At 45.8% G+C, this 24940-nt stretch carries 21 protein-coding genes; 7 read left to right on the top strand and 14 right to left on the bottom strand.

Annotation, left to right across the window (positions count from 1 at the left end; all coding sequences use genetic code 11):
* Positions 1–103: 103 nt before the first annotated feature.
* Positions 104–1009, top strand: a complete 906-nt coding sequence (locus tag AC0J2X_RS17245) for a helix-turn-helix domain-containing protein (protein ID WP_472996236.1) — start codon at positions 104–106, stop codon at positions 1007–1009.
* 41 nt (positions 1010–1050) lie between these two features.
* On the opposite strand, the gene AC0J2X_RS17240 is transcribed toward AC0J2X_RS17245, so the two are convergent.
* Together AC0J2X_RS17240 and AC0J2X_RS17235 are read right to left on the bottom strand one after the other, a co-directional pair.
* Positions 1051–1857 (bottom strand): DUF3307 domain-containing protein, encoded by an 807-nt coding sequence (locus AC0J2X_RS17240; RefSeq protein ID WP_472996235.1) that lies wholly within the window; start codon positions 1855–1857, stop codon positions 1051–1053.
* Between the two features lie 50 nt (positions 1858–1907).
* On the bottom strand, positions 1908–2654 hold the full coding sequence (locus AC0J2X_RS17235; RefSeq protein WP_014979171.1) for a hypothetical protein: 747 nt from the start codon (positions 2652–2654) through the stop codon (positions 1908–1910).
* A gap of 277 nt (positions 2655–2931) precedes the next feature.
* Between AC0J2X_RS17235 and AC0J2X_RS17230 the strand changes: the two genes are divergently transcribed.
* The 3 genes from AC0J2X_RS17230 to AC0J2X_RS17220 all read left to right on the top strand — a co-directional run bounded on the left by AC0J2X_RS17230 (position 2932) and on the right by AC0J2X_RS17220 (position 5660).
* On the top strand, positions 2932–3450 hold the full coding sequence (locus AC0J2X_RS17230; RefSeq protein ID WP_462586238.1) for a TetR/AcrR family transcriptional regulator: 519 nt from the start codon (positions 2932–2934) through the stop codon (positions 3448–3450).
* Between the two features lie 64 nt (positions 3451–3514).
* A complete protein-coding gene (locus tag AC0J2X_RS17225; protein ID WP_462586239.1) occupies positions 3515–4570 on the top strand; it encodes an alcohol dehydrogenase family protein in 1056 nt (351 codons plus the stop codon).
* Positions 4571–4901: 331 nt separating this feature from the next.
* Positions 4902–5660, top strand: a complete 759-nt coding sequence (locus tag AC0J2X_RS17220; RefSeq protein ID WP_462586240.1) for a DNA/RNA non-specific endonuclease — start codon at positions 4902–4904, stop codon at positions 5658–5660.
* A 26-nt stretch (positions 5661–5686) separates the two neighbouring features.
* On the opposite strand, the gene AC0J2X_RS17215 is transcribed toward AC0J2X_RS17220, so the two are convergent.
* From AC0J2X_RS17215 to AC0J2X_RS17180, 8 genes are all read right to left on the bottom strand, one after another.
* On the bottom strand, positions 5687–6556 hold the full coding sequence (locus tag AC0J2X_RS17215; RefSeq protein WP_462586241.1) for a sterol desaturase family protein: 870 nt from the start codon (positions 6554–6556) through the stop codon (positions 5687–5689).
* A gap of 72 nt (positions 6557–6628) precedes the next feature.
* The gene (locus tag AC0J2X_RS17210) at positions 6629–7294 is read right to left on the bottom strand and encodes a CDP-alcohol phosphatidyltransferase family protein (protein ID WP_462586242.1); all 666 of its coding nucleotides are present in this window, start codon (positions 7292–7294) and stop codon (positions 6629–6631) included.
* Between the two features lie 76 nt (positions 7295–7370).
* Positions 7371–8000: an ATP-binding cassette domain-containing protein gene (locus AC0J2X_RS17205; protein ID WP_462586243.1), complete on the bottom strand. Its 630-nt coding sequence runs from the start codon at positions 7998–8000 to the stop codon at positions 7371–7373.
* Positions 8001–8048: 48 nt separating this feature from the next.
* Positions 8049–9848, bottom strand: coding sequence for an ABC transporter permease (locus AC0J2X_RS17200; RefSeq protein WP_462586244.1), 1800 nt, complete (start codon positions 9846–9848; stop codon positions 8049–8051).
* Complete coding sequence (locus AC0J2X_RS17195; RefSeq protein WP_462586245.1) at positions 9848–11251, bottom strand: ABC transporter substrate-binding protein; 1404 nt, start codon at positions 11249–11251, stop codon at positions 9848–9850. Before AC0J2X_RS17195 ends, AC0J2X_RS17200 begins: the two co-directional genes overlap by 1 nt.
* Entirely contained in the window at positions 11238–12227 is a 990-nt protein-coding gene (locus AC0J2X_RS17190; RefSeq protein WP_014979161.1) for a DUF547 domain-containing protein, read from the bottom strand. The genes AC0J2X_RS17195 and AC0J2X_RS17190 overlap by 14 nt, the downstream gene beginning before the upstream one ends.
* A 5-nt stretch (positions 12228–12232) precedes the next feature.
* Complete coding sequence (locus AC0J2X_RS17185) at positions 12233–14386, bottom strand: FAD-dependent oxidoreductase (RefSeq protein ID WP_014979160.1); 2154 nt, start codon at positions 14384–14386, stop codon at positions 12233–12235.
* A 15-nt stretch (positions 14387–14401) separates the two neighbouring features.
* Positions 14402–16741: a TonB-dependent receptor gene (locus AC0J2X_RS17180; RefSeq protein WP_014979159.1), complete on the bottom strand. Its 2340-nt coding sequence runs from the start codon at positions 16739–16741 to the stop codon at positions 14402–14404.
* A gap of 167 nt (positions 16742–16908) precedes the next feature.
* Here AC0J2X_RS17180 and AC0J2X_RS17175 point away from each other — a divergent pair, with 167 nt between their 5' ends.
* On the top strand, positions 16909–17319 hold the full coding sequence (locus AC0J2X_RS17175; protein ID WP_014976366.1) for a hypothetical protein: 411 nt from the start codon (positions 16909–16911) through the stop codon (positions 17317–17319).
* A 139-nt stretch (positions 17320–17458) separates the two neighbouring features.
* Here the strand turns inward: AC0J2X_RS17175 and AC0J2X_RS17170 are convergent, their stop codons facing one another.
* Positions 17459–17923 carry an EVE domain-containing protein gene (locus tag AC0J2X_RS17170; RefSeq protein ID WP_101566579.1) on the bottom strand — a complete coding sequence of 155 codons (465 nt, stop codon included), beginning with the start codon at positions 17921–17923 and terminating at the stop codon, positions 17459–17461.
* Positions 17924–18177: 254 nt separating this feature from the next.
* Here AC0J2X_RS17170 and AC0J2X_RS17165 point away from each other — a divergent pair, with 254 nt between their 5' ends.
* Entirely contained in the window at positions 18178–20520 is a 2343-nt protein-coding gene (locus tag AC0J2X_RS17165; RefSeq protein ID WP_462586246.1) for a YgiQ family radical SAM protein, read from the top strand.
* A gap of 106 nt (positions 20521–20626) precedes the next feature.
* Here AC0J2X_RS17165 and AC0J2X_RS17160 read toward each other — a convergent pair whose 3' ends face one another.
* The 3 genes from AC0J2X_RS17160 to AC0J2X_RS17150 form a co-directional block, all read right to left on the bottom strand.
* Complete coding sequence (locus AC0J2X_RS17160; protein WP_472996234.1) at positions 20627–21046, bottom strand: hypothetical protein; 420 nt, start codon at positions 21044–21046, stop codon at positions 20627–20629.
* Positions 21046–22710, bottom strand: a complete 1665-nt coding sequence (locus AC0J2X_RS17155; RefSeq protein ID WP_462586248.1) for a S41 family peptidase — start codon at positions 22708–22710, stop codon at positions 21046–21048. The genes AC0J2X_RS17160 and AC0J2X_RS17155 overlap by 1 nt, the downstream gene beginning before the upstream one ends.
* 253 nt (positions 22711–22963) lie before the next feature.
* Complete coding sequence (locus AC0J2X_RS17150) at positions 22964–24034, bottom strand: SMP-30/gluconolactonase/LRE family protein (RefSeq protein ID WP_239257637.1); 1071 nt, start codon at positions 24032–24034, stop codon at positions 22964–22966.
* Between the two features lie 205 nt (positions 24035–24239).
* Here AC0J2X_RS17150 and AC0J2X_RS17145 point away from each other — a divergent pair, with 205 nt between their 5' ends.
* Entirely contained in the window at positions 24240–24818 is a 579-nt protein-coding gene (locus tag AC0J2X_RS17145) for a demethoxyubiquinone hydroxylase family protein (protein ID WP_462586249.1), read from the top strand.
* Positions 24819–24940 lie beyond the last annotated feature (122 nt).

Here is a 24940-nt window from a genome sequence, read left to right as displayed (position 1 = left end):
TTTAAGTGGGTAATCAATGAGCACAGGATATGAAATAGTGCGCCTTAGTTATTGCACATTAATGCTAATTATTTGTAGGTTATTGCTAAAGGAAACATAAAGCTTGAAGTCACGTTTAGCCTTTTTTGATCATGCGACACATCAACCTTCATCGTGCAAAGACGTACTAGATATTGCGTTTTCAAACGACGGTCTCGATTGGAAAGGCATCATTTTAGAGAAAGGAAAGTCGCCTCACTTTTACCCTCAAAATGTGTATACCCCTTATTTCTATTTCGCACTCGCCCTTGAAAGCGATCTGAATTGGAACATAGAAGCGAATGGAAGTATGGTTTCTTTAAAAACCAGTCCGGGAAACATTTGGATTAATCCACCTAAAACGCCGTTTACACACAACATATCCGAGCCTTGTTATTTTGTTATTTTAGCGGTTGAAGAACGTGTATTTCTAGACGCATGTCCGTTTAAGGTAGAACACGAACAGCTGCAGTTTCTGAACAACTACAACGTGGAAGACGAGACCATAAAGGGGCTAATTGAGCTTCTGTTATTAGAGACACAAGCAAAGGGTCGTAATGGGAAAGCCTATTTAAGTAACTTATTGTCTGCACTTTCTGCTCATTATATCCAAAATTATTCAAATTACCGCGACCTTCAAGATGCCTCTGCAAAGAGTGTCAAAATAGGCAAGTCACAGATAGATAAGATTGAGCAATACATCAAAGAAAATATAGGCAGTACCATTAGCGTAGATGCGCTGGCCGAACTCGTTTTTTGCAGCAAGTTCCACTTTTTAAGAGAGTTTAAAAAGAGTGTTGGGGAAACACCGTACCAATTTATTACCCAATACCGTGTTGAGCAAAGTAAAAAATACTTACTCGCGAATACTCATTCCATGAGCGACATCGCGTTATCATTGGGATTCAATGACCAATCTCACTTCAGTCGTGTTTTCAAAAATCACGAAGGCATTACCCCAAGTCAATTCATTAAACAATACAGTACGTAGAATAAACTACTTTGGACACTACCTACTCAATAAAGCCCTTGCTAAGACTTTATAGGTAACTGCCCTAATGCCGCTGCGCATGCCAAGCCAATGGCAAAGGTCATCGCCACACTGGTGAAGGTGCCCAAAAGTACATATTCAGTTAGCTTTCTGTCTTGGTGTTTAGTGAGGTCGCCAAAGCGAAATATAGATTTAGCCGCAATAAGAAAACCTATGGCAGAAAACTGATTTAACAACACAAACGTTAACATGAGTACACGTTCTAAATAGCCAATTCGCTGACCTGCCAGTGATAAAGTTTGTTGTGCCTCTGTACTTATTGTGGGCGGATCATTGGGGTGAGAAGACGGCATTTTGTTAGCTAGTACTTCATCGCTCCAAGGCGACAGCAGCTGTTTAATAATAACTGAACTGGGCTTGAGTACCGCCAAATAGGCCAAGACCACTAATAGATGCGATGTACCTATTTGCTGAAGTAGTCCCAATGCCTCGCGCCACTGATTGGTGGCATACAAAAATACGCCTAAGATCACGACAATGTGCGCTATTTGATCGACAACAAAAGATGTAGTGTTTTGCTTACAATACGATTTAATCACGTCAATTTTGAAGTGAGAAACGGCGACTACAATTGCCCCAATACCTATACTTGCGATACTTATCGTTGATGAAAACAAGAACATTGCTGCTGCCGCGAGTATACCGTGTATGATTGCGTGTAGGTATAAGGGCAAAGCCAGTGCGTGTCGTTCGTTTCTTTGCTGTACCCAGGTAAACGGTTGAAAATAAAAGTCTGCTAATAGATGCGCTAACACGAGTGCCACCAGCAGTTGAGGTTCAGCAAGCATGTGGCTCTCCTGTTGCAAGCATTATTTTTTTTGTATAACCCGTCATCACGTTAGTCTTCCTTGGTCAATTGTTCCGTTTTTAATGAGGTTCCTTCTTGAACCCATAACATGAGCGCTCTCTCCATATAGTCGAGATATTCTGCTATCAGTTTATAGTTACTGGCATTGAGAATTCGACTTACATTGCTGCGATTCTTATCTAGTATGGCCGCTACACTTTCATGGCTCTTATCCGTGGCTTCAAGATACGCGAGTAAGGTTTGCGACTGGGTTTGTGTCAGTCCATTGATATGCGCGTCGGCAAAACGTGTTAAGAGCTGCGTTTTGTCGTCGAGTGTTTGTTCACCGCTACAAAAAGTAAGATGGTGCGGCTTTATGTTATCTAACCCTCGTCCTGACAACACAAATGCGTCTCCAGTGCCAGTTTTTACTTCTGAAGGGCGAAATTGCGCTTCTCCCACAGCAACACTCATTCGCACGTCCACACCTGAAGCGTGCGCCTTAAGAGCTAGCCGCAATCCAACTGCGGCTGCAATGCTATGCTGTGGTTGTGCAACAACTAGCTGGAATGCGTCTCCTCGATAAATATCAAAGTCTCCACCGTAGTACTCGGCGTAGTATGTTAAACGCTCTCTCAGCGTAGCAATTATCTCTCTGAATTCAGCATCAGAATAAGACTGAGAGTTGGAGACGTCACCGGTAATCACACCAGCGCGCTTTTTTGTATTGCTTGTTAAAGCACTCTTTCTTGTCATTTCACTATGCGCCGCGTTGTCTTTTCTGCTTTCAATAGACACTTTTTTCCGTTCAGGGGTCAACTATGACACGCTACCACCTCAAATTCAAAAACAATCACACAGCAAAATGTGATTATTATTAATCACAAATTCACATGTGACTAAATTTCGTAACGGAAAGCAAAATATAATAAAGAACGTATAGCGGCTGTTGATTAAGTAGAATACTTATTCTACCCTAGAGTAGAATATTCATTCTACTTAACATCTGTTTAATTGGTTAACAAGCGATGTGCCAAGCAGACGAAAATAACAACCGTTTTCGAGGAGACCCGGTATGACCGCGCCCAAACAATTTGAGTTAGCTTCGAAACTAGAGCAAGCTTTTGCCCTTTACGGATTCGCAGAGCCTAATGTGGCTAAACTCAAGGACTACACCGGCACCACACTAAAAACCTTGTACAAATACTTCCCTTCAAAAGAAGACATGATTATTGGCGCGCTTGACTATCGTCACAGCCGTTACATCGCGTTTCTGGAAGAAAACTGTCCCTCGACGCGTAACGAAGCAATTAACCACATATTTGAACGCTTGTCGGTGTGGCTAACGACATTCGCTCCCAGAGGTTGCATGTCATTGCAGGCTTTGGCGAGTTACCCCAATAATCTTCAAATTGAAACCGCTGTGAACAACCACAAACACGCGGTGCTAACGTGGCTGAATGAAAAGCTCGAAGACCCAGCCCTTTCAAACAGCGTGTTCCTGCTACATGAGGGCATGTCATCAGCATGGCCAACGATTGGTGATAAAGCGTTAACCGCAGCGAAAGGCGCACTAACAGTGCTACTTGATTAGCCCTTCTTAGCACTTGCATCAACCATTACCTTTCTCGTCTAAAGCAAAAATTCTGGAGGACAATATGAAATCATTGCCAAATGAAATGTACGGCGTGCAGTTAACTAAACATGGCGATCTCGACGCGCTTACATTTAACGAAAACATACCTTTGCCTACACTCAGCGACAACGATGTACTTATTGAAGTACGCGCTGCGGGGGTAAACAACACCGACTTAAATACGCGAAAAGGTTGGTATTCCAAAGGCGACAACAATGCAGAAGATGCTGGATGGGCCGGCAATGCGTTAAACCTACCTCTAATTCAAGGCGCCGACGTATGTGGCTATATTACCGCTGTGGGTAATAACGTGAGCAAAGAACGTATTGGTGAACGCGTCATCATTGAGCCTTGTTTGGTAGAAGTTGACAGTAAACCGCTAAGTACCCCTTGGTACTTCGGCTCGGAATGCAATGGAGGTTTCGCACAGTTTACTAAAGTCGCATCGCGCCACGCCCATGCAATAGATTCAACGATGACAGATGTGGAACTAGCCTCGTTCCCGTGCTCTTACTCTACAGCCGAAAACATGCTGCACAGAGCTAACGTAAAAAAAGGTGAGCGAGTATTTATAACCGGTGCCTCGGGCGGCGTAGGCTCAGCTGCCGTACAACTCGCTAAAGCACGTGGCGCCTATGTTGTTGCAGTAACCAGCGAACAAAAGCAATCAGCCATACAAGCATTAGGCGCCGACAAGACCGTTTTGCGTGATGAAGATTGGCAACACATGGCAGAAAGCGAGCCGTTCGACGTTGTTATCGACCTTGTTGCTGGCCCACGATGGCCTGAGCTACTTGAGATCCTAAAACCGTTTGGTCGCTACGCGACGTCGGGCGCAATTGCTGGTCACGACGTCTCTTTGGATGTACGGACTCTGTATTTGAAAGATTTAACTCTATTAGGCTGCACTATTTTAGGACATGATGTATTTGCCAACTTAGTAAAACACATCGAAGCAGGCAATATTAAACCACTTGTATCGAGCACATTCCCACTAAGTGAAATACACCAAGCGCAGCAAGAATTTGAGAAGAAAAAACACATTGGTAAGATGGTATTGACGTTACAGCCCAAATAACGTCGATATGCCCGAGAGAACGTAAACCAAAGTCCTTTAACGACGGGCGCTCCTATGAGCTTCGCCGAGTAAATGCTTGGCGAAGCTCTTAACACTAATTCTTACACAACTGAGCATAATTTTCTGCCAGCATATCTTGCGCGATAACGTGCTTCGTCGGCTCGTTCAACAAGCCAGGGCATTATAAGAAAAGCCACTGCTAATCGCGTTTTCAAACATAGGTATTTGTTTTTGTACTCTTTGTAACATTAGGTACTATTTCCTGACATTTTAGACCTGTACTTTGGTACAGCCTGTAAAACGCAGGCGTCTAAAAACAAAAGGAAATATAATGAAAAAGCTCATCGCGTTCACACTAATAATTTGCGCATTTAATGCGTTTGCTGATAACTGTGTTTACAACTGCCCCACCGGTCAATCTGGACAAACCATTACCCGTTCCATTTACACCCTCAACAATAATGCACAAACAAAGTTCGCCAACTGGGTGGCCTATCATGTAACCCCAAGCACTATTGACGGCCCATCAAGAAGTCGTAATTGGAAAGCTGATCCTTCAATTAACTCTGCGAATACTTTAGAGCCGAACGATTACAGCGGAGCATGGGCTACAATTGGTACTGACCGCGGCCATCAAGTTCCTCTTGCTTCGTTCAGCAACACAGCCGATTGGCAAATGCTAAATTATTTATCAAACATTACACCTCAAGATTCAGACCTAAACCAAGGTCCTTGGGTGGACCTAGAAAATGCGGTGCGTGATGTAGTGAGAACTGGGCAAGACGTCTATGTGGTTTCTGGACCGTTATATGAGTGGTATTTCGCTACTCTGCCAGAGGCAGATGAGTCGCACAGCATTCCTAGTGGATATTTTAAAGTCGTCATTACCGATGTTAACGGCTGGGTGGAAGCCTCTGCTTTCATCCTAGAGCAAAACGCAGCTCGCAGTGATAACTTTTGCGCAACTGAGGTAACGGTTAATGAAGTTGAATCCAGAACAGGTCTAAACATTATGCCGTCACTACCAAGCTATAAAGAAAATGCTGTTGAAGGGGGATTAGGAGGCTTAACCGCTGCGCTCGGCTGTTAATAACCCATCTAAAAAGGCAGGGATGCCTACCTCTTTTTAAATGGCTGCTGTAAAAGCGCAATGATACTTGCGTTCTTCTTAGTGGCTGGCACGTCTTTTTGACCAATGGGCAATGTTTCGTCGCTAAACGCAGCGCGAGGCGTAAAACTATGAAACAGCCTATCCCACCACGATACGCTAAAGCCATAGTTAGAATTAGATTCATTTTTAGCCTGGCTATGGTGAATGCGATGTAAGCGCTGTGTGATTAGCACAAGCCCAATTCTATCATCCCACTTTTGTGGCAACCTAATATTGGCATGATTAAAAAGGGCAAAGCCATTTAGCGCTACTTCAAAGATAACAATAGCAATAGCTGGCACGCCTAGTATCACTACCGCCGCGGCTTTAATCCCCAAGCTCATAGCAATTTCAACTGGATGAAAGCGAAGGCCTGTAGTGGTGTCGACATGACTATCGGCATGATGCATTTTATGAAAGCGCCACAACATAGGCACGGTATGAAAAAGTCGGTGCTGCCAATAGATAAGCATATCAAGTAGTAAAACACTTAAGGTTACGATGGCTATATGAACAAGATACGTTGAAGAATTACTGAGAGGCTCACCACTGTTTAGCAGTTGATTGGAGCTTGAAGCATCAGCCGGCACGGCATCCAGTAAAACGTTGAACACACCTATGCCTTTCTGCTGCGCCCATAAAGACACACCAACGAGTGTGGCCGGAAGCAAAATACGCGATACCAACGCCCCCATTACCACCATGGACAAGTTACCCAACCAGCGTGTTTTCCTACTAAGCACGGCTTCTCGCGCTGGCAACAGTGCTTCAAGTACTGCCATAAGCACAAAAACGCCAAGAAATACGCTTAAGCGAATAATCGCGGTATTATCCAAAGCAAATTACCTTTATCACGTTAATTACTTCCAAAATTCAGATTACTTTTACTGCAACGAGAACTTTCACCATCATTCATAACCTGAAGAAGGCACTGTGCGTTCTGACTTTGCAGCGTCGCGCTCTACCCTGTGAAGCGTAGAAAAGCCCCCTGCTATGCGAGTAATGACTGTTACGGCACAAGCTGCAGCGAACACATAGGCAAGCGTTGCAAAATACTGCGGCCAAATACAGAACGCCAAAAACACCAAAATGGTTTCAGTGCCTTCGGTTAACCCCTGCATATAATAAAAGCTTTTGTTAGCAAACTGGGGCCTATCTATTTGAAACTTCTCTGCTGCAATGGCAAAGGCTAAAAAACTGCTGCCAGTGCCAATAAAAGTAGCTAACAGCACCATAGCTGGCATGCCCCACTCTTGAGGGTTAGCAATGCCAAACGCCAAAGGAATAGAAGCGTAGAATAGAAAATCTAAGCAAATATCCAAAAAACCACCCGCACTGCTGCTGCTTTGCTGATAGCGCGCCAGTTCACCGTCAATTCCATCAAAAACACGATTCAATATGATGCAACCTAGCGCCATATTCCACCAGTTAAGAATAATAAAGGGAAACGCAAGAATACCGACGACAAACCCGGCAAGCGTAACCTGATTTGGGGTAACACCCTTGCTGTCTAGCGCTTTTATCAACGGTTTTAAAAGTGGCTTTATAAAAGGGGTAACTTTGGCATCTAACATGACATGTCTCTTTACTCGCTCTGCAGTATTTTTTTACTATTTCAGTACTACCTTCGGCAGCACCTATGTAATACCGCTATAAAATTTCTATGACGTTGCCGCCTGCGGCTAGCGCATCATCTTTATCGTGTGTCACTAATACTGCGGGAATATTACGTGCTTTTAGCTGCGAAAACGTCCAGCTGCGAATTTGACTTCGAAGGGCTACATCTAGTTTGCTGAACGGCTCGTCAAGCAATACCACATCAGGCTCAGAAGCTAACGTTCTGATAAGGCTTACTCTGGCCTGCTGACCACCAGAGAGCGTATTCACAGTCCGGTCAGCGATGCCGTCAAGTTCGACGGCCACTAATAACGCGTTTATGGCGTCGTGTTTCAATTGCTTGTTTTTATATGCCTTATCAGGCATAGCGAACGCAATGTTTTCGCCCACGGTCATGTGTTCAAATAAAAGCGCATCTTGAAACATAATGCCCACTTTGCGAAGGTGCGCATCGATATCGTTTATCACCACGTGGTTAATTTTAATTTGTCCAGTAACGCTAAAGGGGGCCTGAAGCTGTCCGGCGATGGCTTGAAGTAAAGTAGACTTACCTGCGCCGCTAGGTCCCATAATGGTCAGCACTTCTCCCTTTGCTACCTCAGCACTTAACTGAAGCAGCGGCTTGTCATCGCGATAAATAACGATGTTTTCTAAACTAAGCACTATAAATTACGCCCTTGTAGTTTTTGTTCTTATGTTAGCCATGCGCTTTTACTGCACCGGGTCTGCGGAACGATTGCTGTGAGTATCTGATACCAGCATTTGCCTACTTCGTCTTCTCGTTGCAATTGCAGGCATGTACCAAGCGATCATAAAGCCAATTAACGGCATTACCGCTTGAATAATGACATACACCGCAGTAAGTCGCGTACTGCTCCCCGATACCGACGCTACAGCCTCGGTAGTAACAGTAGGGAGCGTCCCGCCAGACGCCAGCAAGGTAGGTAAATACTGGCTAAAACTAATCGCCAGCCCCAACGCCCATGCCACCATAATGGCGCTGAACAACGAAGGCAGCTTAACATGATAAAACACCTGCCACGGCGTTTTGCCCAAGCTCTGCGCCACCATGGCGTATCGGTTGTCGAACTTCCTATACGCCACAGCCATCGATAAAAACACGTAAGGCACAACATAAACCATGTGCGCTATATAGGTGTGAAACCATACGGCGTTTTGAAAAACAAGCTGCTGGAACCAGACCAGACCATATAGAAAAGCAACGCCAGGTACCAATAGTGGCAAAAATAGAGAGACAGAAAATGCATTCGAAGCAACAACACGCGCTGGCTTTAACTGCTCGCTTTCCAGGGTAAATAAAACAAGTACCAATGAATTTGTACTCACCAGCACGCCAAGTAATAAGGTATTAATAAGCGGTGTTGTCAGCGCACTTGTTGCCGTACTCCAGTGCAGTAGTGTTAGCCCCTCTGGCAATAACAGCGGGAAATGCCATTGCTTAGCAAAGGAGTACACAACAACCGTGTATACCACCGCGCAGATCAAGATGATGTAAACTGCCATAACGGTAAAACCACATGCGCGTAGCGCAGTATCTGCAAAATATCGATTTCCACCTGAAAGGCTGCGCTTACCGGTGTATGCCACTAATCGCTCTATCCCCAAAAACAATACTACCGCCACCGCTGATACTGCCACTTGAACCACAGCAGCGCTACTTGCAAGCAGTCGCATGGACAAATCAATATGATTAAACCAGTGCATAATGGCGACAGCCAAAGTGCTCGGGTTATTTGGGCCTAGAATAAGTGGAATTTCTACATTTGAAGTGGCGAAAACTAGTACTGCTAAAAGCGGTAACTTTATCTGGGAAAAAATTGTCGGCAGCACCAGTTTAAAAAAGCTCGCAGTAGGCGAATAACCTAACGCTGTCCCCACCTTTACATACCCTGTGAGTTTCTTTTTCACCAGCGGCTGAGACATAACGCTTAGCGTCATTAACAAAATAAACGGCAGCTCTTTCAGGCTAAGCGCGATAAGTATACTTAGTCCTAGACCGTCATAAAGTAGCGTTCCATCATTCGCAGCGGGCAATGCCATTTCGCTGATTTCATTAACAAAGGGGGTTGTGAAAGCATGACTAAAATACGCATTCAAGCGCGTGGTAGTTGCTGCAAATATACCAGAAGGGCTAACTACAAATAAAAGGGAAATGGCCGCAGCCGCGTGGGGAAACACCAGAAACGGGCTTAACACACCCTGAATTTTTCCTAGCAGGGAAGATTGGTAAAACGTGGCGAGAATACAAAACGCTGCTATTACGGCTAAAAGGGTTGAGCCTACGCCCGTAAAAAGCGACAACCACATCATTTGCCAAATATCTGGGAGGTCGAATAGCGTAGCAAACACTTGCGTTGAAAAGGCGTTTGCGCCGATAGCTGGGAAATAACCTAACGCAGGAAATATTACCCCTACCAGCCCTGCCAATACGGGAATACAAAGTAAAAGCAGCAAGCACCAGCGTGCAACAAGTGTAATGTGAGTAAACATTAGTAGCGTGCCCCGTAACGTTCATACCAGGCTTCGCGCAATTTATCAGTCCAGCTTGCATGGGGTTCTGCTAACAGCACCGCTGACTGTGATTTGTCGAGGGCAGATTTGTGCACAGACTCGTCTTTAAACAGCATCGCTTGTGCTTGTGTCAGCGATGCCATATCAAGAACCGTATCATCGCCCCACACCGTCAGCTTTTGCTTCTCGGCCTGAGCTTCTGGCGAAAGCAAAAAATTTACTACTGGCTTTGCTGCTGTTTTGTTTTTCGAATTGTAGGTCAGCCCCACAAAATGGACATTAGCAAGGCTACCGTCTTGCATGGCATAGGTGCGAACATCGTCGGGTAGATCAAAGCGATTTACCGCTGATGGAATTTCAGCGGCGGTAAATGAAAACGCGAGTGTTAACTCACCTGTGCCAACCAAGCGTTGAAGTTGTGAGGCTTGGCGAAGCATATACTCACCTTGCTGCCACATAGTGGGATGCAATTGGTCCAAATAAGCCCAAAGTGCGGGCAATACAGCCTGAAGAGACGATTCGGTAACAGGTAGGTAAAACAAAGACTGCTTATCGCCGTTAAGTGCAATTGCTGCGTATTTTATAAAGCTAATGCCTAAATAATCGCTCGGCACTGGATAAGTGAAGCGTCCTGGCGCTTTTTGAGAGAACCGAAGCAGTTCATTAATGGTTTGCGGAGGTGCAGTGCCTAACGCTTTCATGTGCGCGCTACGATAATAAAACACCATCGACGCCTTACCCCACGGCGCTTCCATACCAAGCGTGGGTTCGCCAAAATCGGTTACCATGGCAGAGTTCTTTTCCGGGCGGGTTAGCGCGAAATAATCAAGTTCTTTAACCCAGTCTTTAGAGAGCAAGCCATGCTTTTTCATTGCCGCAAAGTTTTCGCCATTTATCCATATTAAATCTACGCTGCCGTTATCGTGATTACCGGCCGCTTTTTCTGCTAATACGCGTGACACGGCGTCACTGGTATCAGCAAGCTTAACGTGCTGCAGTTCAATGTTAAAACGCTGGCTAACTTGCGCCGCTACCCATTGCAAATAACCATTCACTTGAGCGCTTCCCCCCCATGCATGAAAACGTACCAGAGGTTTGCTTTGTGTGTCGTCTTTAGGCGATTGCGCTGAGGTGCGCTTGAGCACCGTTGACGCACGTGTTGGCGATTGATGCTGGCTCTGTATTTCATTGCCAGAAACATCAACAATAGAACCATCAACACTGGCAATATCAAACGGCACCGCAAATGAATGCGAAGCCGTAATTAGCTGAGAACTGAAAACAGCTGACGCCAGTGCCAGCCCCTTAATGAGGCGACTAAACTTGCCAAAGCGGCGTAAACAAGCCGCTTTCGTGCTAACTGAAGCGCTATTGCGTGGCATTGAGTGCCCAGTCGTAATCTAAGAATTCTAACTCTGCGTTATCTTGCTCAAGCACTGAAATCTGCTGACTCGATAGGTTTAATGCATCCTTGTATAACAGCAAAAATTGGCTGAGATTTTCCGTGTTTACGTTTTTAATGTCTTGCCAACTTTCACTTTTCCGATTGGTGTTTTTTTCAAAATCTTCGCTGTACCAGTCGAGTATTTTTGAAAGCTTCAAGGTGTTACCGTCCATTCTGTTGCGAGACGTATCGGCTAAAAAACGCTTGGTTTGTGCGTCAAGCTGGCTATCTAGCCTTGCGCCAACATACGCTTCTTCTCGCAGCGCAGGGCAACCAATACTGGCACAGTTTACGGCAAAATGAATTCGAGGCTCGTTATATCCTTCCGTGGTTTTGTTTTGTCCACGAATAAGTTCGTGCTCTATTTCATCCAGCGTACGGGTTTTACCAAGTAGCGGCGCAATTTCTTTTTTCCATGGCGACGAGAAGAAACCGCCTAAATCGCGAATAGACTCAATCTTAGGGTATTCGGTAAGAATAAGGTCAACGGTGTAGGCATTGTAAGCATTTATGAGAAATGCCAGTTGGTCGGCCCTGCTCCAGCCGTCAAAGGTACTTTTTTCTACCTTAGCTAAGCTATTTAAATACTGAGTTAAACGTTCCCTATCTTGTTTAAACCCATGGTAATCAACTTGCGTGCTGGCACCATTGTCTATGGTTTTCACATGCTCGCTTAGCAACGCACTAAACGGTTCGTGTATCCTGTTCAATTGCTTTGGCACCGCTTCATCAGAGAGAGCAGAAAAGCTTACGCTTGCAGCAAGCAGCATGATGCTGCTTACTGCCAATCGACCAAATTTTCTAATAGTGATTCGTCTGGACATCGCGATTACTCTTGTCATTACTTGTTCGCTCGCCATCACCAATGCGTTTTTCACCGCAACTGCTTTTGTCACCGCTAATGCTTTTTTCACATTAACTATCCTCTGCGCCACGTGTGGAATTTCTCTACATAGCTGAGCAATTTTTCAGGCGCGTTTGCGCGCTTCCAATTCCCTGCTGCATACTTTGCGCCTTCAGCCCATGTTGGGTAAGCGTGGATAGTGCCAAGGATCTTGTTTAACCCTAGATCGTGCTTTATCGCAATAACAAACTCAGCCAGTAAGTCTCCTGCGTGTTCCGAAACGATAGTAACGCCCAGTATCTTGTCTTTACCCGGTGGCGTGAGTACTTTAATAAACCCTTTTCTGGCACTTTCCGCAACAGCACGATCTAACTCTGCAAACTCGTATCGCGTTACTTCAACGTCAATGTCTTGCTCGCCAGCGTCACGCTCGTTAATGCCCACGCGCGCTACTTCCGGATCGATGAAGGTTGTCCATGGGATAACGCGATAATCAACTTTGAATTTTTTAAACGTGCCGAAAAGTGCGTTGACTGCAGCGTACCATGCCTGGTGGGCGGCCACGTGGGTAAATTGATAAGGCCCTACTACATCGCCAGCGGCAAAGATATTAGGCATCAGGGTTTGCAAGTATTCGTCTGTTTCAATTGTTCTATCAAATTGAATACCTAGGTCTTCCAGACCAAAACCATGTAAACGGGCTTTTCGTCCCACAGCCACAATGACTTCGTCGTAGGCTATAGTAGATTCAACACCCTCTTTCGCTACAACCAGTACTTTTTCACCGTCTTGTTGTTCAAAGCGAAGCGCATCATGGGACGTCAATACGTTTACGCCGCTCTCTCTAAGCACAGACTCAGCATACTCCGCCACATCCGCATCTTCTCGGCCCATTAAACGCGGAGCACGCTCAACTTGCGTTACGTCACTGCCAAGGCGTGAAAAGGCTTGGGCGAGCTCACAACCAATAGGTCCGCCACCTAATACGATTAAACGTTTTGGCGCGTCTTCAAGTTCAGCAAACTTGGTCCACAAGGTATCAGAGGTGACATAGCCGCTTTGCTCAATGCCTGGTAATTCGGGAATAAATGGTGCTGCACCTGTAGCAACCACAATATTTTTTGTGGTTAGTGTTTGGGTACCGCCATCGTTCTTTTTTATTTCAACTGTCCAAGGGTCGATAATTTTCGCATAGCCTTTTACAACATCAACACCCAAGCTAGTGTAACGCTCTACACTGTCATTAGGCGCGATTGCCGCAATCACTTCGTGCACACGTGCCATCACCCTTTTAAACGACATAGCGGGTGTTACCGGCTCTAAACCATAGTTATCAGCATGACGCATTTGATTGGCCACTTTTGCCGTTTTTATAATGGCTTTGCTCGGTACGCAGCCGTAGTTGAGACAGTCGCCGCCCATTTCGCCGGCTTCTACCAGCGTGACTTTTGCTTTCACCGCAGCAGCAATATAGCTGGTAACCAAACCACCTGCACCCGCTCCAATAACCACTAAGTTGCGATCAAACTTCTTTGGCTTGCTGTAGCCTTTGTAGACGCGACGGCGATTGACCACTGCTACGATAGCTTTAGCTATCCAAGGGAATATGCCTAAAAGTACAAATGAAAAGATAAGCCCAGGTGAGACAATGCCAGACAAACTGTCTATTTGGGCAAGTTGAGTACCCGCATTTACATATACCGCGGTGCCCGCAAGCATGCCCACTTGGCTTACCCAGTAGAATGTCCAGGTTTTAAGCGACGTTAACCCCATCAACAGGTTGATTAGGAAGAACGGGAATACTGGCACTAGGCGCAGGGTAAATAAGTAAAACGCACCTTGCTTTTCCACGCCCTCATCAATCTTTTTAAGCTTTTCTTTAAACTTATTTCGCACGGTGTCGCGCAATATGAAGCGTGAAACTAAGAACGCCAGCGTTGCCCCTACGCTCGAGGCAAACGATACAATAACTAAGCCTTGAACCAGGCCAAACAAAGCCCCTGCTGCCAGGGTCAAAATAGCCGCACCCGGCAAAGAAAGTGCAGTTACGGCAACATAAATGGCAAAGAACACACCTATACTTAATACCGGGTTTTGAGCAATCTGCGATTGAAACGTATCGAGTGAATCCTTCATACCTTGAAGGGTTAGATAGCTATTTAAATCAAAATAAAAAAAGCTAAATATGGCGGCAACAATAACCCCTAAAAGCGCTATTTTCTTAAACATAAATATCCTTAGCGCTTAAAACGCGTATTGCATGGTAACTTGAGCGTGACGAGGTACGTTTGGCATGACAAGTGTCGCACCGAAATACCCACCTTCAAACAGCGGCTGCCAGTTTTCTTCATCGGTCACATTAATGATATCTAAACGCAATCGAAGGTCATCTGTTACTTGATAGTCTGCATTTACATCAACCGTATATTGGTCGCGAATATGCACCGTTTGCAGAAAGTCTAGTGGGAATGACTTGGTATAGAGCGCACTTGCCCCCACTTGCAGGTCATCCGTAATTTGCCAGCCAGCGTTAATAGAAGCAATTTGTGGCGGGATCCCCTGAACGCGACTGTCTGATGCAGGGAACGCGGCAAAAGAAGGTGATCCTACTCCTGTACCTTCAATAATATCAGGACGACTATTATCAAACGCATCAATAACCTGCGCCGTACCTTGAAACGCCGCTGAATCATCAAAACGCGCGTCTAAGTAGCTATACGCGGCATTGATCCAAACATCGTCTGCTTGATAGAACATTTGTAGTTCGAAACCTTGCGTTTTCACACCACTGTTACTGCCATCACGGTTACGTAGGCTTCGGGTCTGGTCAAACACAGCGGCCTCTGCATACCAGCTGCTGTTTGGCGCATATTTTACACCCACTTCGTACAGCGTATTTTCAGTAGCAAAGTTAAGCGGGTTAATCTCGTTATTACCGCCTAACACCGTTCCACCCGCCATGCTGTTCGATGTTGCGTCGTTTTCTGAAAACGCCGCGTAAACATTTACATCACCCGTTAATTTGTACACTGCACTTAACTGGTAGCTGGTTAATGTATCGCTGTACGAATCTGAAGCTGCTTCAACACCAATCGGCGCTAGTGGGTCACGCGCGTCTACGTCATAGTAATCAACACGTACGCCAGCAATCGTTGAAAATTTATCGGTCCACGTCGAGCGCTGCTGAAGCGCCAGGCCTGTTTGCCATGCGGTAGAGTCGGTGGTGTCTGATAAATTAAAATCGCCGTTACCATCGCCGTCTACGTCGTACTGCGCCCCCGGTGAAACATATACGCCAGGACGCAGCTCAACTAATCGGGCTTTTTGGGCATCGGTAAGCGGAATAACGCGGTTTGAGATAGGCCCGGTTAAATCAATCGGATTATCGGCCTCAGTGGTAAACTGGCTATAGCCCAACACGTCGTTGTAACGTAGCGCTAACCCTACAGTCGTGGTTTGGCTGTCGTTCCACTTATAATCTAGCTCAGTGCGGTTTTCGAACGTGTCAGCCCCGTCAATGATCTCAACAAAGCTATTTTGCGCTATTTCTTCACGTTCAAGATATTGATAATATGTAATGTTGCGAAGCGCCACGTTATCAGTCATTTTGTATTCGACACTGCTTCGAATAACCGTAGTTTCAGCACCGTTAATGTCGTCAGGATTTGTGAATACGCGGTTGCGAGGAATAACCACTTCTCCGGTAGGAGAAATGATAGCACCTGCCCCCGGTACTGTACTGCCATTCGGCTGAGTGCCTTGCCCAGTAATATAAATACCGTTATCGATAAGGTCTTGCGTTGGGCGGTTGATACCTGCGTTGTCTGGATAGTCTGTGTCATAATACTCCGCGCTGATATCCCACGTCAGTACATCGCTTGGCGTATAGCGATAGGCTACAAAAAGGTTCGTGCTATCGCGCTCGGCAAAATCGTAGAAACTGCCATGGTCTAAGTACTCTGCACTAAAGCGAATACCACTTTTACCTTCTTCTATAGCTGTGCCGTAATCCACTTGCGCTGAATACTGATCCCAGCGCCCGGCGCGAAGGGTGACTTTCCCCTTGCTTTCTGTAGTAGGCGCAACCTTTGTTTGAAGGTTTACAAAGCCACCGTTGCGCTGCGTACTACCAAACAACACTGGCGACGGCCCTTTCACCACGTCAATTTGCTCAACGCTATTGAACGACAAAGGCAAACCAAAGCCATTGTTGCCCGCTTGACGTCTAATACCATCTTGAAAAAGCTCACCTAATTGGCCGCGTATACTGGGCAGGCTTGGCGTGCCAAAGCCGCTAGAGGCGTACGCGTTGGGCGCCGCTTTTACGATGTCGTGTAAATCGTTAATGTTAAGTGCCTCTATCGCTTGTGCCGACAGTGACGTCACCGCTCTAGGTGTCTCAGCTGCACTTAAACCGCTACCGAAAATGCCTTTAAGTGTATTATCACCAGGATTTAGCGTATCTAAACTCTGCTGGTTTCCGGTTACCTCAACCACTTCAATATCTGCCGCTTGCTGGGCATAGAGCGATTGACTGATTGCAAGTGCGAGTGTGCTAACGGCTAGGCCGATTACTTTTTTCATTAACAGATCCGTATTTTTAATTCTTGTTCGACAAGACCGATACGCGTCACAAAAAATTTCAGTACATTTAATTTTCAAAAAAATATTAAAAAACACAAAATTAATTGAAATTTTTATTTTGAACGGTCGTTCTAGTATGCTTGCACTATTATACTTTTGGAGCATGTATGCAAAACAACACCGATATTCAAAACCGACTACAATGGTCGCTACTTTCTCTTCGCGTAACAATATTTATCGTTATGTTCGTATGGACACTCGATAAGTTTGTTAACCCAGCCCACGGCATGGCCATTTTTGAAAAGTTCTATGGTATCGGCGGCGTGCCTGAAATGGCCGTTTACGTTATGGGCGCACTGCAGCTTGCGCTGGTTTTGGCATTCTTAGCGGGACTTGCGAAAAAATACACCTACGGTCTTATTTTTATCCTTCACGGTGGGTCTACCCTGTCTTCATTCCCGCAGTATCTAGATGCCTTTAATCACCTACTGTTTTTTGCTGCATGGCCAATGTGGGGCGCGTGCTTTGCACTTTTCCTATTGCGCGATGCCGATACTAAATTTGCCTTTGGCAAGTAGCAGCTATTCGTTAGCTAATCACGCTAGATAATACCGCTAGATACACCGCACGCTAGAAAGTTAGCGCATAGCGATAGTCCTTATATTTATTCTTTAGCAAGCTAACAAGATATGACGGCTACGCTTTTTAGCATTTAACTTACTGTTTGGCAGCAGCATACAGTTGCTGCCATTCAGCCTCTTCTACAGGCATGATTGACAGTCTTCCACCTTTTTTGACCAATGGCAGTTCATTAATACCGTCCATCGTTTTAATCACTGAAAGCGGCAGAACGCTTGAAAATTTCTCTACAAATTTCACGTCAACGCGATACCAGCGGGGGTTATCCTGACTTGATTTAGGATCGTAGTATTTTGATTCAGGGTTAAACTGCGTAGTGTCCGGGTAGCCGTCTCTTACCACTTCAGCAACACCTGCAATGCCGACCAGCTTGCAACTTGAATGATAGATAAATACTTTGTCACCCCGTTTAACGCCGTCTCGTAAAAAGTTACGCGCCTGGTAATTTCTTACGCCGTCCCACGGTTCCGTTTGTTCTGGGCGATTTGCCAAGTCATCGATTGAAAATGCATCAGGTTCTGTTTTAAATAGCCAATACGCCATAGTCGTCGTTAATTCTCTTCGTTGTAAATAGACAAGCCTGTCATTCGCTAAATGCGGGCATTTGAAGCGCTTATAAAAAAATGCGCTCATGGCTAGCTTTACAGCTTGTTGATTTAAGTGAGTATACAAAGCTCTTTAATTTAATGACAGTGCTATACCTTAGCTTGGCCAACACTGTTATAATTACGCACTTATTCTGAGCTTTAGCTTAATTTAAGCTCAGCAACTCTCTGATTTATCTAGATGTGATTACTATGCAAGCCACCATTAAGGCCGATCGCGGTCTGTTTTCTTACCCTAAATATTGGCCACACTGCCTGGGTACTGCGCCATTTCTTCCCATGTCGAAGGAAGAAATGGATGCCCTTGGCTGGGACAGCTGTGACGTTATTTTGGTAACGGGCGATGCGTATGTAGATCACCCTAGTTTTGGTATGGCGGTGATTGGCAGAGTACTTGAAGCGCACGGTTTTCGCGTGGGTATTATTTCTCAGCCAGACTGGACCAGCAAAGACGATTTCATGAAGTTGGGTAAACCCAACCTGTATTTCGGCGTAACAGCCGGCAATATGGACTCTATGATCAACCGTTACACGTCTGACAAAAAGCTTCGTCACGATGACGCTTACACGCCAGGCAATGTAGGTGGCAAGCGCCCTGATCGTGCGGTTACCGTGTATTCACAGCGCTGCCGTGAAGCGTTTAAAGGTGTGCCTGTTATTGTTGGTGGCATAGAAGCCAGCTTACGTCGCATTGCGCACTACGACTATTGGAGTGAAAAAGTACGCCGCTCTGTACTGTTCGATTCCAAAGCGGATATGCTCTTTTTCGGTAACGCCGAACGTCCTCTTGTTGAAGTCACTCATCGCTTAGCGGCAGGTGAAGATATTGCCGATTTGCGAGACATTCGCGGTACTGCGATTATCGTTAAAGAAGCCTTACCAGAGTGGCAAGGTGTTGACTCGACCTCTCTAGACAGGCCGGGCAAGATAGACGCCATTCCAAGCCCCTACCAGATGGAGCCCGAGTGCGATTCGCAGGATAAAGACGCCAAAAGCAGTGAAGCGCCAGAAGCCGCCCCCATTGTGATTCAGCCTGCGCAAAAAGAGAAAGAAAAGCGTAAGCCTTGGGAAAACGTGTACGTTAAGCTACCTGCGTACGAGACGGTGAAAGACAACAAGGTGTTATACGCACATACCTCTCGTATTTTGCACCAAGAAACCAATCCAGGTTGTGCGCGTGCGCTAATGCAGCGCCACGGCGACAGACACATTTGGATTAACCCACCGGCCATGCCGCTTGAAACCGAAGAGATGGACGCGGTATTCGATTTACCCTATCAGCGTGTGCCTCACCCTGTGTATGGCGATGCAAAAATTCCTGCATACGATATGATCCGCTTCAGTATTAATATTATGCGCGGATGCTACGGCGGCTGTACCTTCTGCTCTATTACTGAACACGAAGGGCGTATTATTCAAAGCCGTTCTGAAGACTCTATTATTCGAGAAATAGAACAAATACGCGATACTGTACCGGGCTTCACTGGTGTTATTTCAGACTTAGGCGGCCCGACGGCGAACATGTATCGCCTGCGTTGTAAGAGCCCTAAAGCAGAAGCAACATGTCGTCGCCCTTCTTGTGTGTACCCTAGCATTTGTGCGCACATGGACACGGACCATAAGCCAACTATCGATTTATACCGCCGTGCTCGTGAGTTGCCTGGAATTAAAAAGATATTGATTGCTTCAGGCGTGCGTTACGACCTAGCGGTAGAAGACCCGGAATACGTGAAAGAACTGGCTCTTCACCACGTAGGCGGCTACTTAAAGATCGCTCCAGAACACACCGAAGATGGCCCACTTTCAAAAATGATGAAACCGGGCATGGGCAGCTACTACCGCTTCAAAGAGCTATTTGATAAGTACTCACAAGAAGCAGGTAAAAAGCAGTACTTAATTCCTTACTTTATTGCATCGCACCCGGGTACCACCGACGAAGACATGCTAAGCCTTGCGATTTGGCTTAAAGAAAACAAATTTAAGCTCGATCAGGTACAAAACTTCTATCCGTCGCCAATGGCAACGGCTACCACCATGTACCATACCGAGGTAAATTCCCTTCGCAAAGTCACTAAAGACAGTGAAGAGGTGCCTTCTGCAAAAGGTGAAATTCACCGTCGATTACACAAGGCGATGCTGCGTTATCACGACCCGAAAAACTTTGCGCAAATTCGCGAAGCCCTTACGCGTATGGGGCGTGAAGACTTAATAGGCCGTGGTCCTCAGCACCTTGTTCCGCCAGAAACGGCAGATGAAAAACGCCAAAAAGCGCAAAAAGGCCGTCGTGGTGAACGCGCACTGACCAAACATACTGGGCTTCCTCCTACCTTTCAGGGCAAGAGCAGCAAAGGCGGTAACGGCGTAAATAAGAGCCGACGTAATTCCAACGCTAACAAGCAAGCTCGTGGTAACACAGCACAGCAGCGTAACGACACCGGCGGGAATAAGAACAGAGGCAACGCTTCGAAAGGAAATAATAGTAGTGGCAACAGCCGCGGCCGTACGCAAAAGCAGCCAAGTATGCACAAACGATAGCAGCACAAACGATAGAAACAAAAACGCCCAGAGCTTGTAGACTCTGGGCGTTTTTTTAAGGCCTATTGTCAACGATGACATTGCGCTTTCGTCGATTTATCCCGACTTATGCCTCGTCCACTATATAACAGGTCACATTTTCAAGCTTGGTAAGTTCCCCACTTTGGTCGTTACGCAACACGCACTGTTCACCATCACTTAGCAGCGTAAAGCTATAAACAGGGTTGTCGTGCCTTCCGTCAAAAGGTAATCCCCTGCCATCTACCTTTGCTTTACGCTCAATCGTAATGCTCGCGGTTTTACTGAATGCATCCTCGGCTATCGTTATGTTTAGACCACCAAACCAGTTGCTGATCTTACTTTCAATAGCTTGCTTTTGACTCACACTAGTGGATTTGGTTACTGCCTCGTGTAACTCAGCCTCCTGCGTTGTCGCGCATCCGCTCGCCGAGAGCAAAAGTATGGCGAGAGGTGCTGCTAGCAGTCTTCCTTTTAGCAGTTTTCCTTTTTTATTAAGAAGCGACATTACTTGCGCTCCTGAATAACAGGCTGATTTATTTTGTTGTGTAAAATAAAGTTCTCTTTGCGTTGTTCAGGCTTGTCGATAGGAATGAGCTTTTCGTCCCCTAACGCACTTTGGTTACTGCGCAGTGCTTTGACATCCGCCACGCCGTTTGACGTGACAACTTCGGGACATGAGCCTGTAGCAGCATATTCCAATGCAGCTGACAGCATCCCTTCATTTGGATCACCCAAGCTTGCGGTAAAGTCATCTTCAACTTCACACCCCGGCAACTCAAAATCGAAATTAGGCGTGGTGGTAGGCATGAAACCATCAGCATAATCACCAAACCCTTTGTTATTCACCCCTTGGAACTGGATAGTAAAGTAAGTCTCACCACAATTGTCTGTTGGGTAGAACCCATACGGCTTACCACAAGTAGTAGAGCCAATTTGCACTACTTCTACATCAATACCACGAAGTGCATTCATTACCGCTTCACTTGCTGAACATGTCGCGCCCGTGGCTAAAACGTAAACCTTCGTCAGCGAAAGGCTAGGCAGAAGCGTGTCGGTAAGTTGCCCTGCGTTATAGTCAATAACATTGCGGTAAAACGGTGTTGGACGAATGGTCTCTCCGGTGACAGGGTTGGTGTTTGGGTTTTTATCGTTAAAACGCAATGTTTCAAAGGTTGCGTTATTGGTTTGGTTCGGACCCGCTATCATATAGGAAAGCTGTGAAGCTAGCGCCAAACGTCCTCCGCCGTTGTAGCGAAGGTCAATAACGAGCTCGGTCACATTTTCTTCAACAAACATATCGAACGCATCAATTAATCCTTCTTGCGCGGTAACGATAAAGGTATTGAATTGGAAGTAGCCCGTTTTGCCGTTTTCGGTATCGAGTACCTTTGCGTTTTGAACCGGCGTTACGCTGATATCGCCGGAGGTGATGTCTACTGAGAGAGTTGAACCATCAACCTGCACAAACTCAAAGCTTGTAACCGTACCTGCGTCTTCCGGAAACAGCGCAGCATTAATCGCGTTGACGCCCTGCTGCGTGTTGTCATTGACAAAGTCGACGCCGTTTATACGCGAAAGGGTCGCACCGCGAGGCACGCCAGCAGTAGCTGCAGGTGAACCCGGCTCAGTGAATCGCACTGTTAGTTCTCTCGGCACGGTTGTTGAACCAAATTCCCAATCAAACCCATAGCCCGATGAAATCCCCGATTGAGACAGTTCGTTATATTCGGCAGTGTCCTGTGAAAAGTGGAAGTTATCTTTTGGCGTACCGCTTGGCGTTAGCTCATTGGTTTTAAGCTGATCAAAATATCCCAACACTGAGAAATTTGCAGGGTCATTGTCATCTACATCGTCGTACCACAAGTAAGTGTCATTAGTCCAAGTACGTAGCCACAGCTTTTCATCCATGGCGGTACCTTGTGTATCTGGGTAAGCCCTATTAGTAAAAGGATCAATACCGCTTCTAGGAGTCTCACATTTCGCTAGATATTGAGATTGCGGTTCATACACCCCCGCTTCCCATTCTGGCTCTGTTGTTACAGGTGTCGTTGGCGTGGTAGGCGTTGTCACCACAGGAGGGGTATTAGACGAGCCTGAGCCGCCTCCACATCCAGCTAGAAGAGAAATCGTGACTGCAAGTGCAACAGAAGAATACGTATACGCTTTCATGATTTAGAAAATATCCTTTTAAAACGGCTAGCCCAAAACTACTAAACTTGTGCTAAAAACAACTTTTATTAGCATAGCCGATAGTGACATATCCTTCTAAGCGTAACTACATAACAAAAGTTTAAAATGTTTCGAAATGTAAGAAAACGTGTTGCAGAGTTGATGAGTAAGTTTCATTCGTGACGCGTATCGCTCTATCGCGGTAGAAAAGAAAACTACTTATTCTGCCGTAACAATATGCTTATTATCGTCTCTAGTTTAACTGCAACACACCTACCGACCGTGCAGTTAAGCTACTCACATATACACCTTCATCTGTCTGTATTGCGCCTGTAACAAAGGGAAATGCACCACTAGGGTCTTGATAACTTTGTAAAACCTCTCCGCTTTCGCTTATTTTAACAAGGTGCCCGTATGCTTGACCTTGTGGGCGCATGAACTGTGGCAGACGCTGTACAATTTTACGAATGAAAGGCTTGTCAGATAGAGCGTCAACGGGAGCGGAGCGAGGCGAAGCAAGACCCAGAAAGTACGCGCCGCTATTTGCCTGACTGATGTTGTCTGGGAATCCCGGCAAATTATCAATCACGACCTCTACTTGACCCTGTTTTGGCCCAACTAGCCAATAGCGCAACACGCGATATTTACCGGTTTCGTTGACCAACACTGAATTTTGATCATGGCTTATTGCGACACCATTCGCAAAAACCAAACCATCCATCAGTACATTACTCGTTCTACGTACTGGGTCGTACTCTATAAGCCTGCCATTGCCTCTATGTTCCAAAATTTCTAGCAGGCTCGCTTGCAGCGTTCCCCCATACTCTTTGGCGGAGAACTTGGTGGTTGCGTCAGTGAAGTAAATATTGCCGTTGTCGGCAACATCCACATCGTCCGCATATACAACTTTAGTGTTTTCTACTTGGTTAACCAATACCGTTAGCTCACCTTCAGGGTCTGCAATTAGCAATCCGCGATGTGCATCGGCGATTAATAAGTTGCCGTTGGTATCAAACTCGATACCGAGCGGGCGTCCACCAGTGTTAATCCATGGAGTAAATGCTGCCTCACCTTTTTTCTTGAGTAATACCGCACCAGAATGAGTAGCGGTTGCAATAGTTCCCGCAACGTTTATCGCAAAATCCTCCGGCCCTTTATCTGCGCCTAATTCAATAAGCGAAAGATCTGCCAGACGGTTGTTTTCCGCAAACTCCCCCGAAAATCCGCTACTGCTCGGTGCTTGCCAGCCTATTGGCGCAATGGGAACTGGCCACAATAGTAAATACCCTATGACAAGAATGACAACGCCACCGAATACCTTCATTTATGCTCTCCTGCAAGCAACGCATGTTGTGTATCTATCAAGCATAGCAAGCAACCCTCCGATACTCTGCTTTCGTTTATAAATAGAACACTATCATCCAGAGCTTTCTAAATAGCGCATATTTGAATATGCATTACAAATTCGTTAGGTAGCATCCATTCCCCCCTTCAGATCGTTTGTTTATAAAATGCTACAGAGGTACGTCATGCCATTTTATGCAAAAACACTCGGAGATAATCACGCTAAGCAAGTAGACAAAGAACTACGTGCGAGCCACGCGGGAGAGACGGGAGCCGTTTGGATATACCGTGGTGCTCTATTTGCCGAATGTGTTTTAAAACTGGTTAATTTTTCTGGCACAAACAACGAGGCACAACCCTTCATACATGAGCACCTTAAAACGGAAAGACGACACCTCGCCGTCTTTGAAAACGAAATGCCGCTTTTCAGGGGAAGTTTTATTTTACCTGTATGGATAGCTTCTGGGTTTATCACCGGCTTTATTCCAAGACTTTGCGGTATAAGTTGCTTTTACTACACCATTTACCGAGTAGAGCAGTTCGTAGATTCGCATTACGAAGAACAATGTAAGCGCATTTCTGCGTTAGCCATCCCCCCTTCAAACGTTATAAATCGGTTTAGACAATGCCAAGCAGATGAACAACATCACAGAGATGAAGCGCTGTTCCTAATGACAAAAAGGCCGTCGTTATTAATGAAATTATGGGGCGCAGCCGTTGAAAAAGGCTCTTCTATTGCCGTTGCAATCGCAAAAGTGATTTAAGTTTTCGAGCTTATGCGCAGTGACCTGTGATAAAAAATAGGCATCAGAGAATTTATTAATTGAAAAAAAAGAGACGCTTTTAGAGTGGGAAAAAAGGACAGAGTTCGGCTACCAAAACCCTG

The sequence above is a fragment of the Alteromonas sp. R7 genome (genome assembly GCF_055755235.1).
Note: the sequence above shows the minus strand (reverse complement) of the source record. Positions and strands in the feature narration are given on the sequence as shown.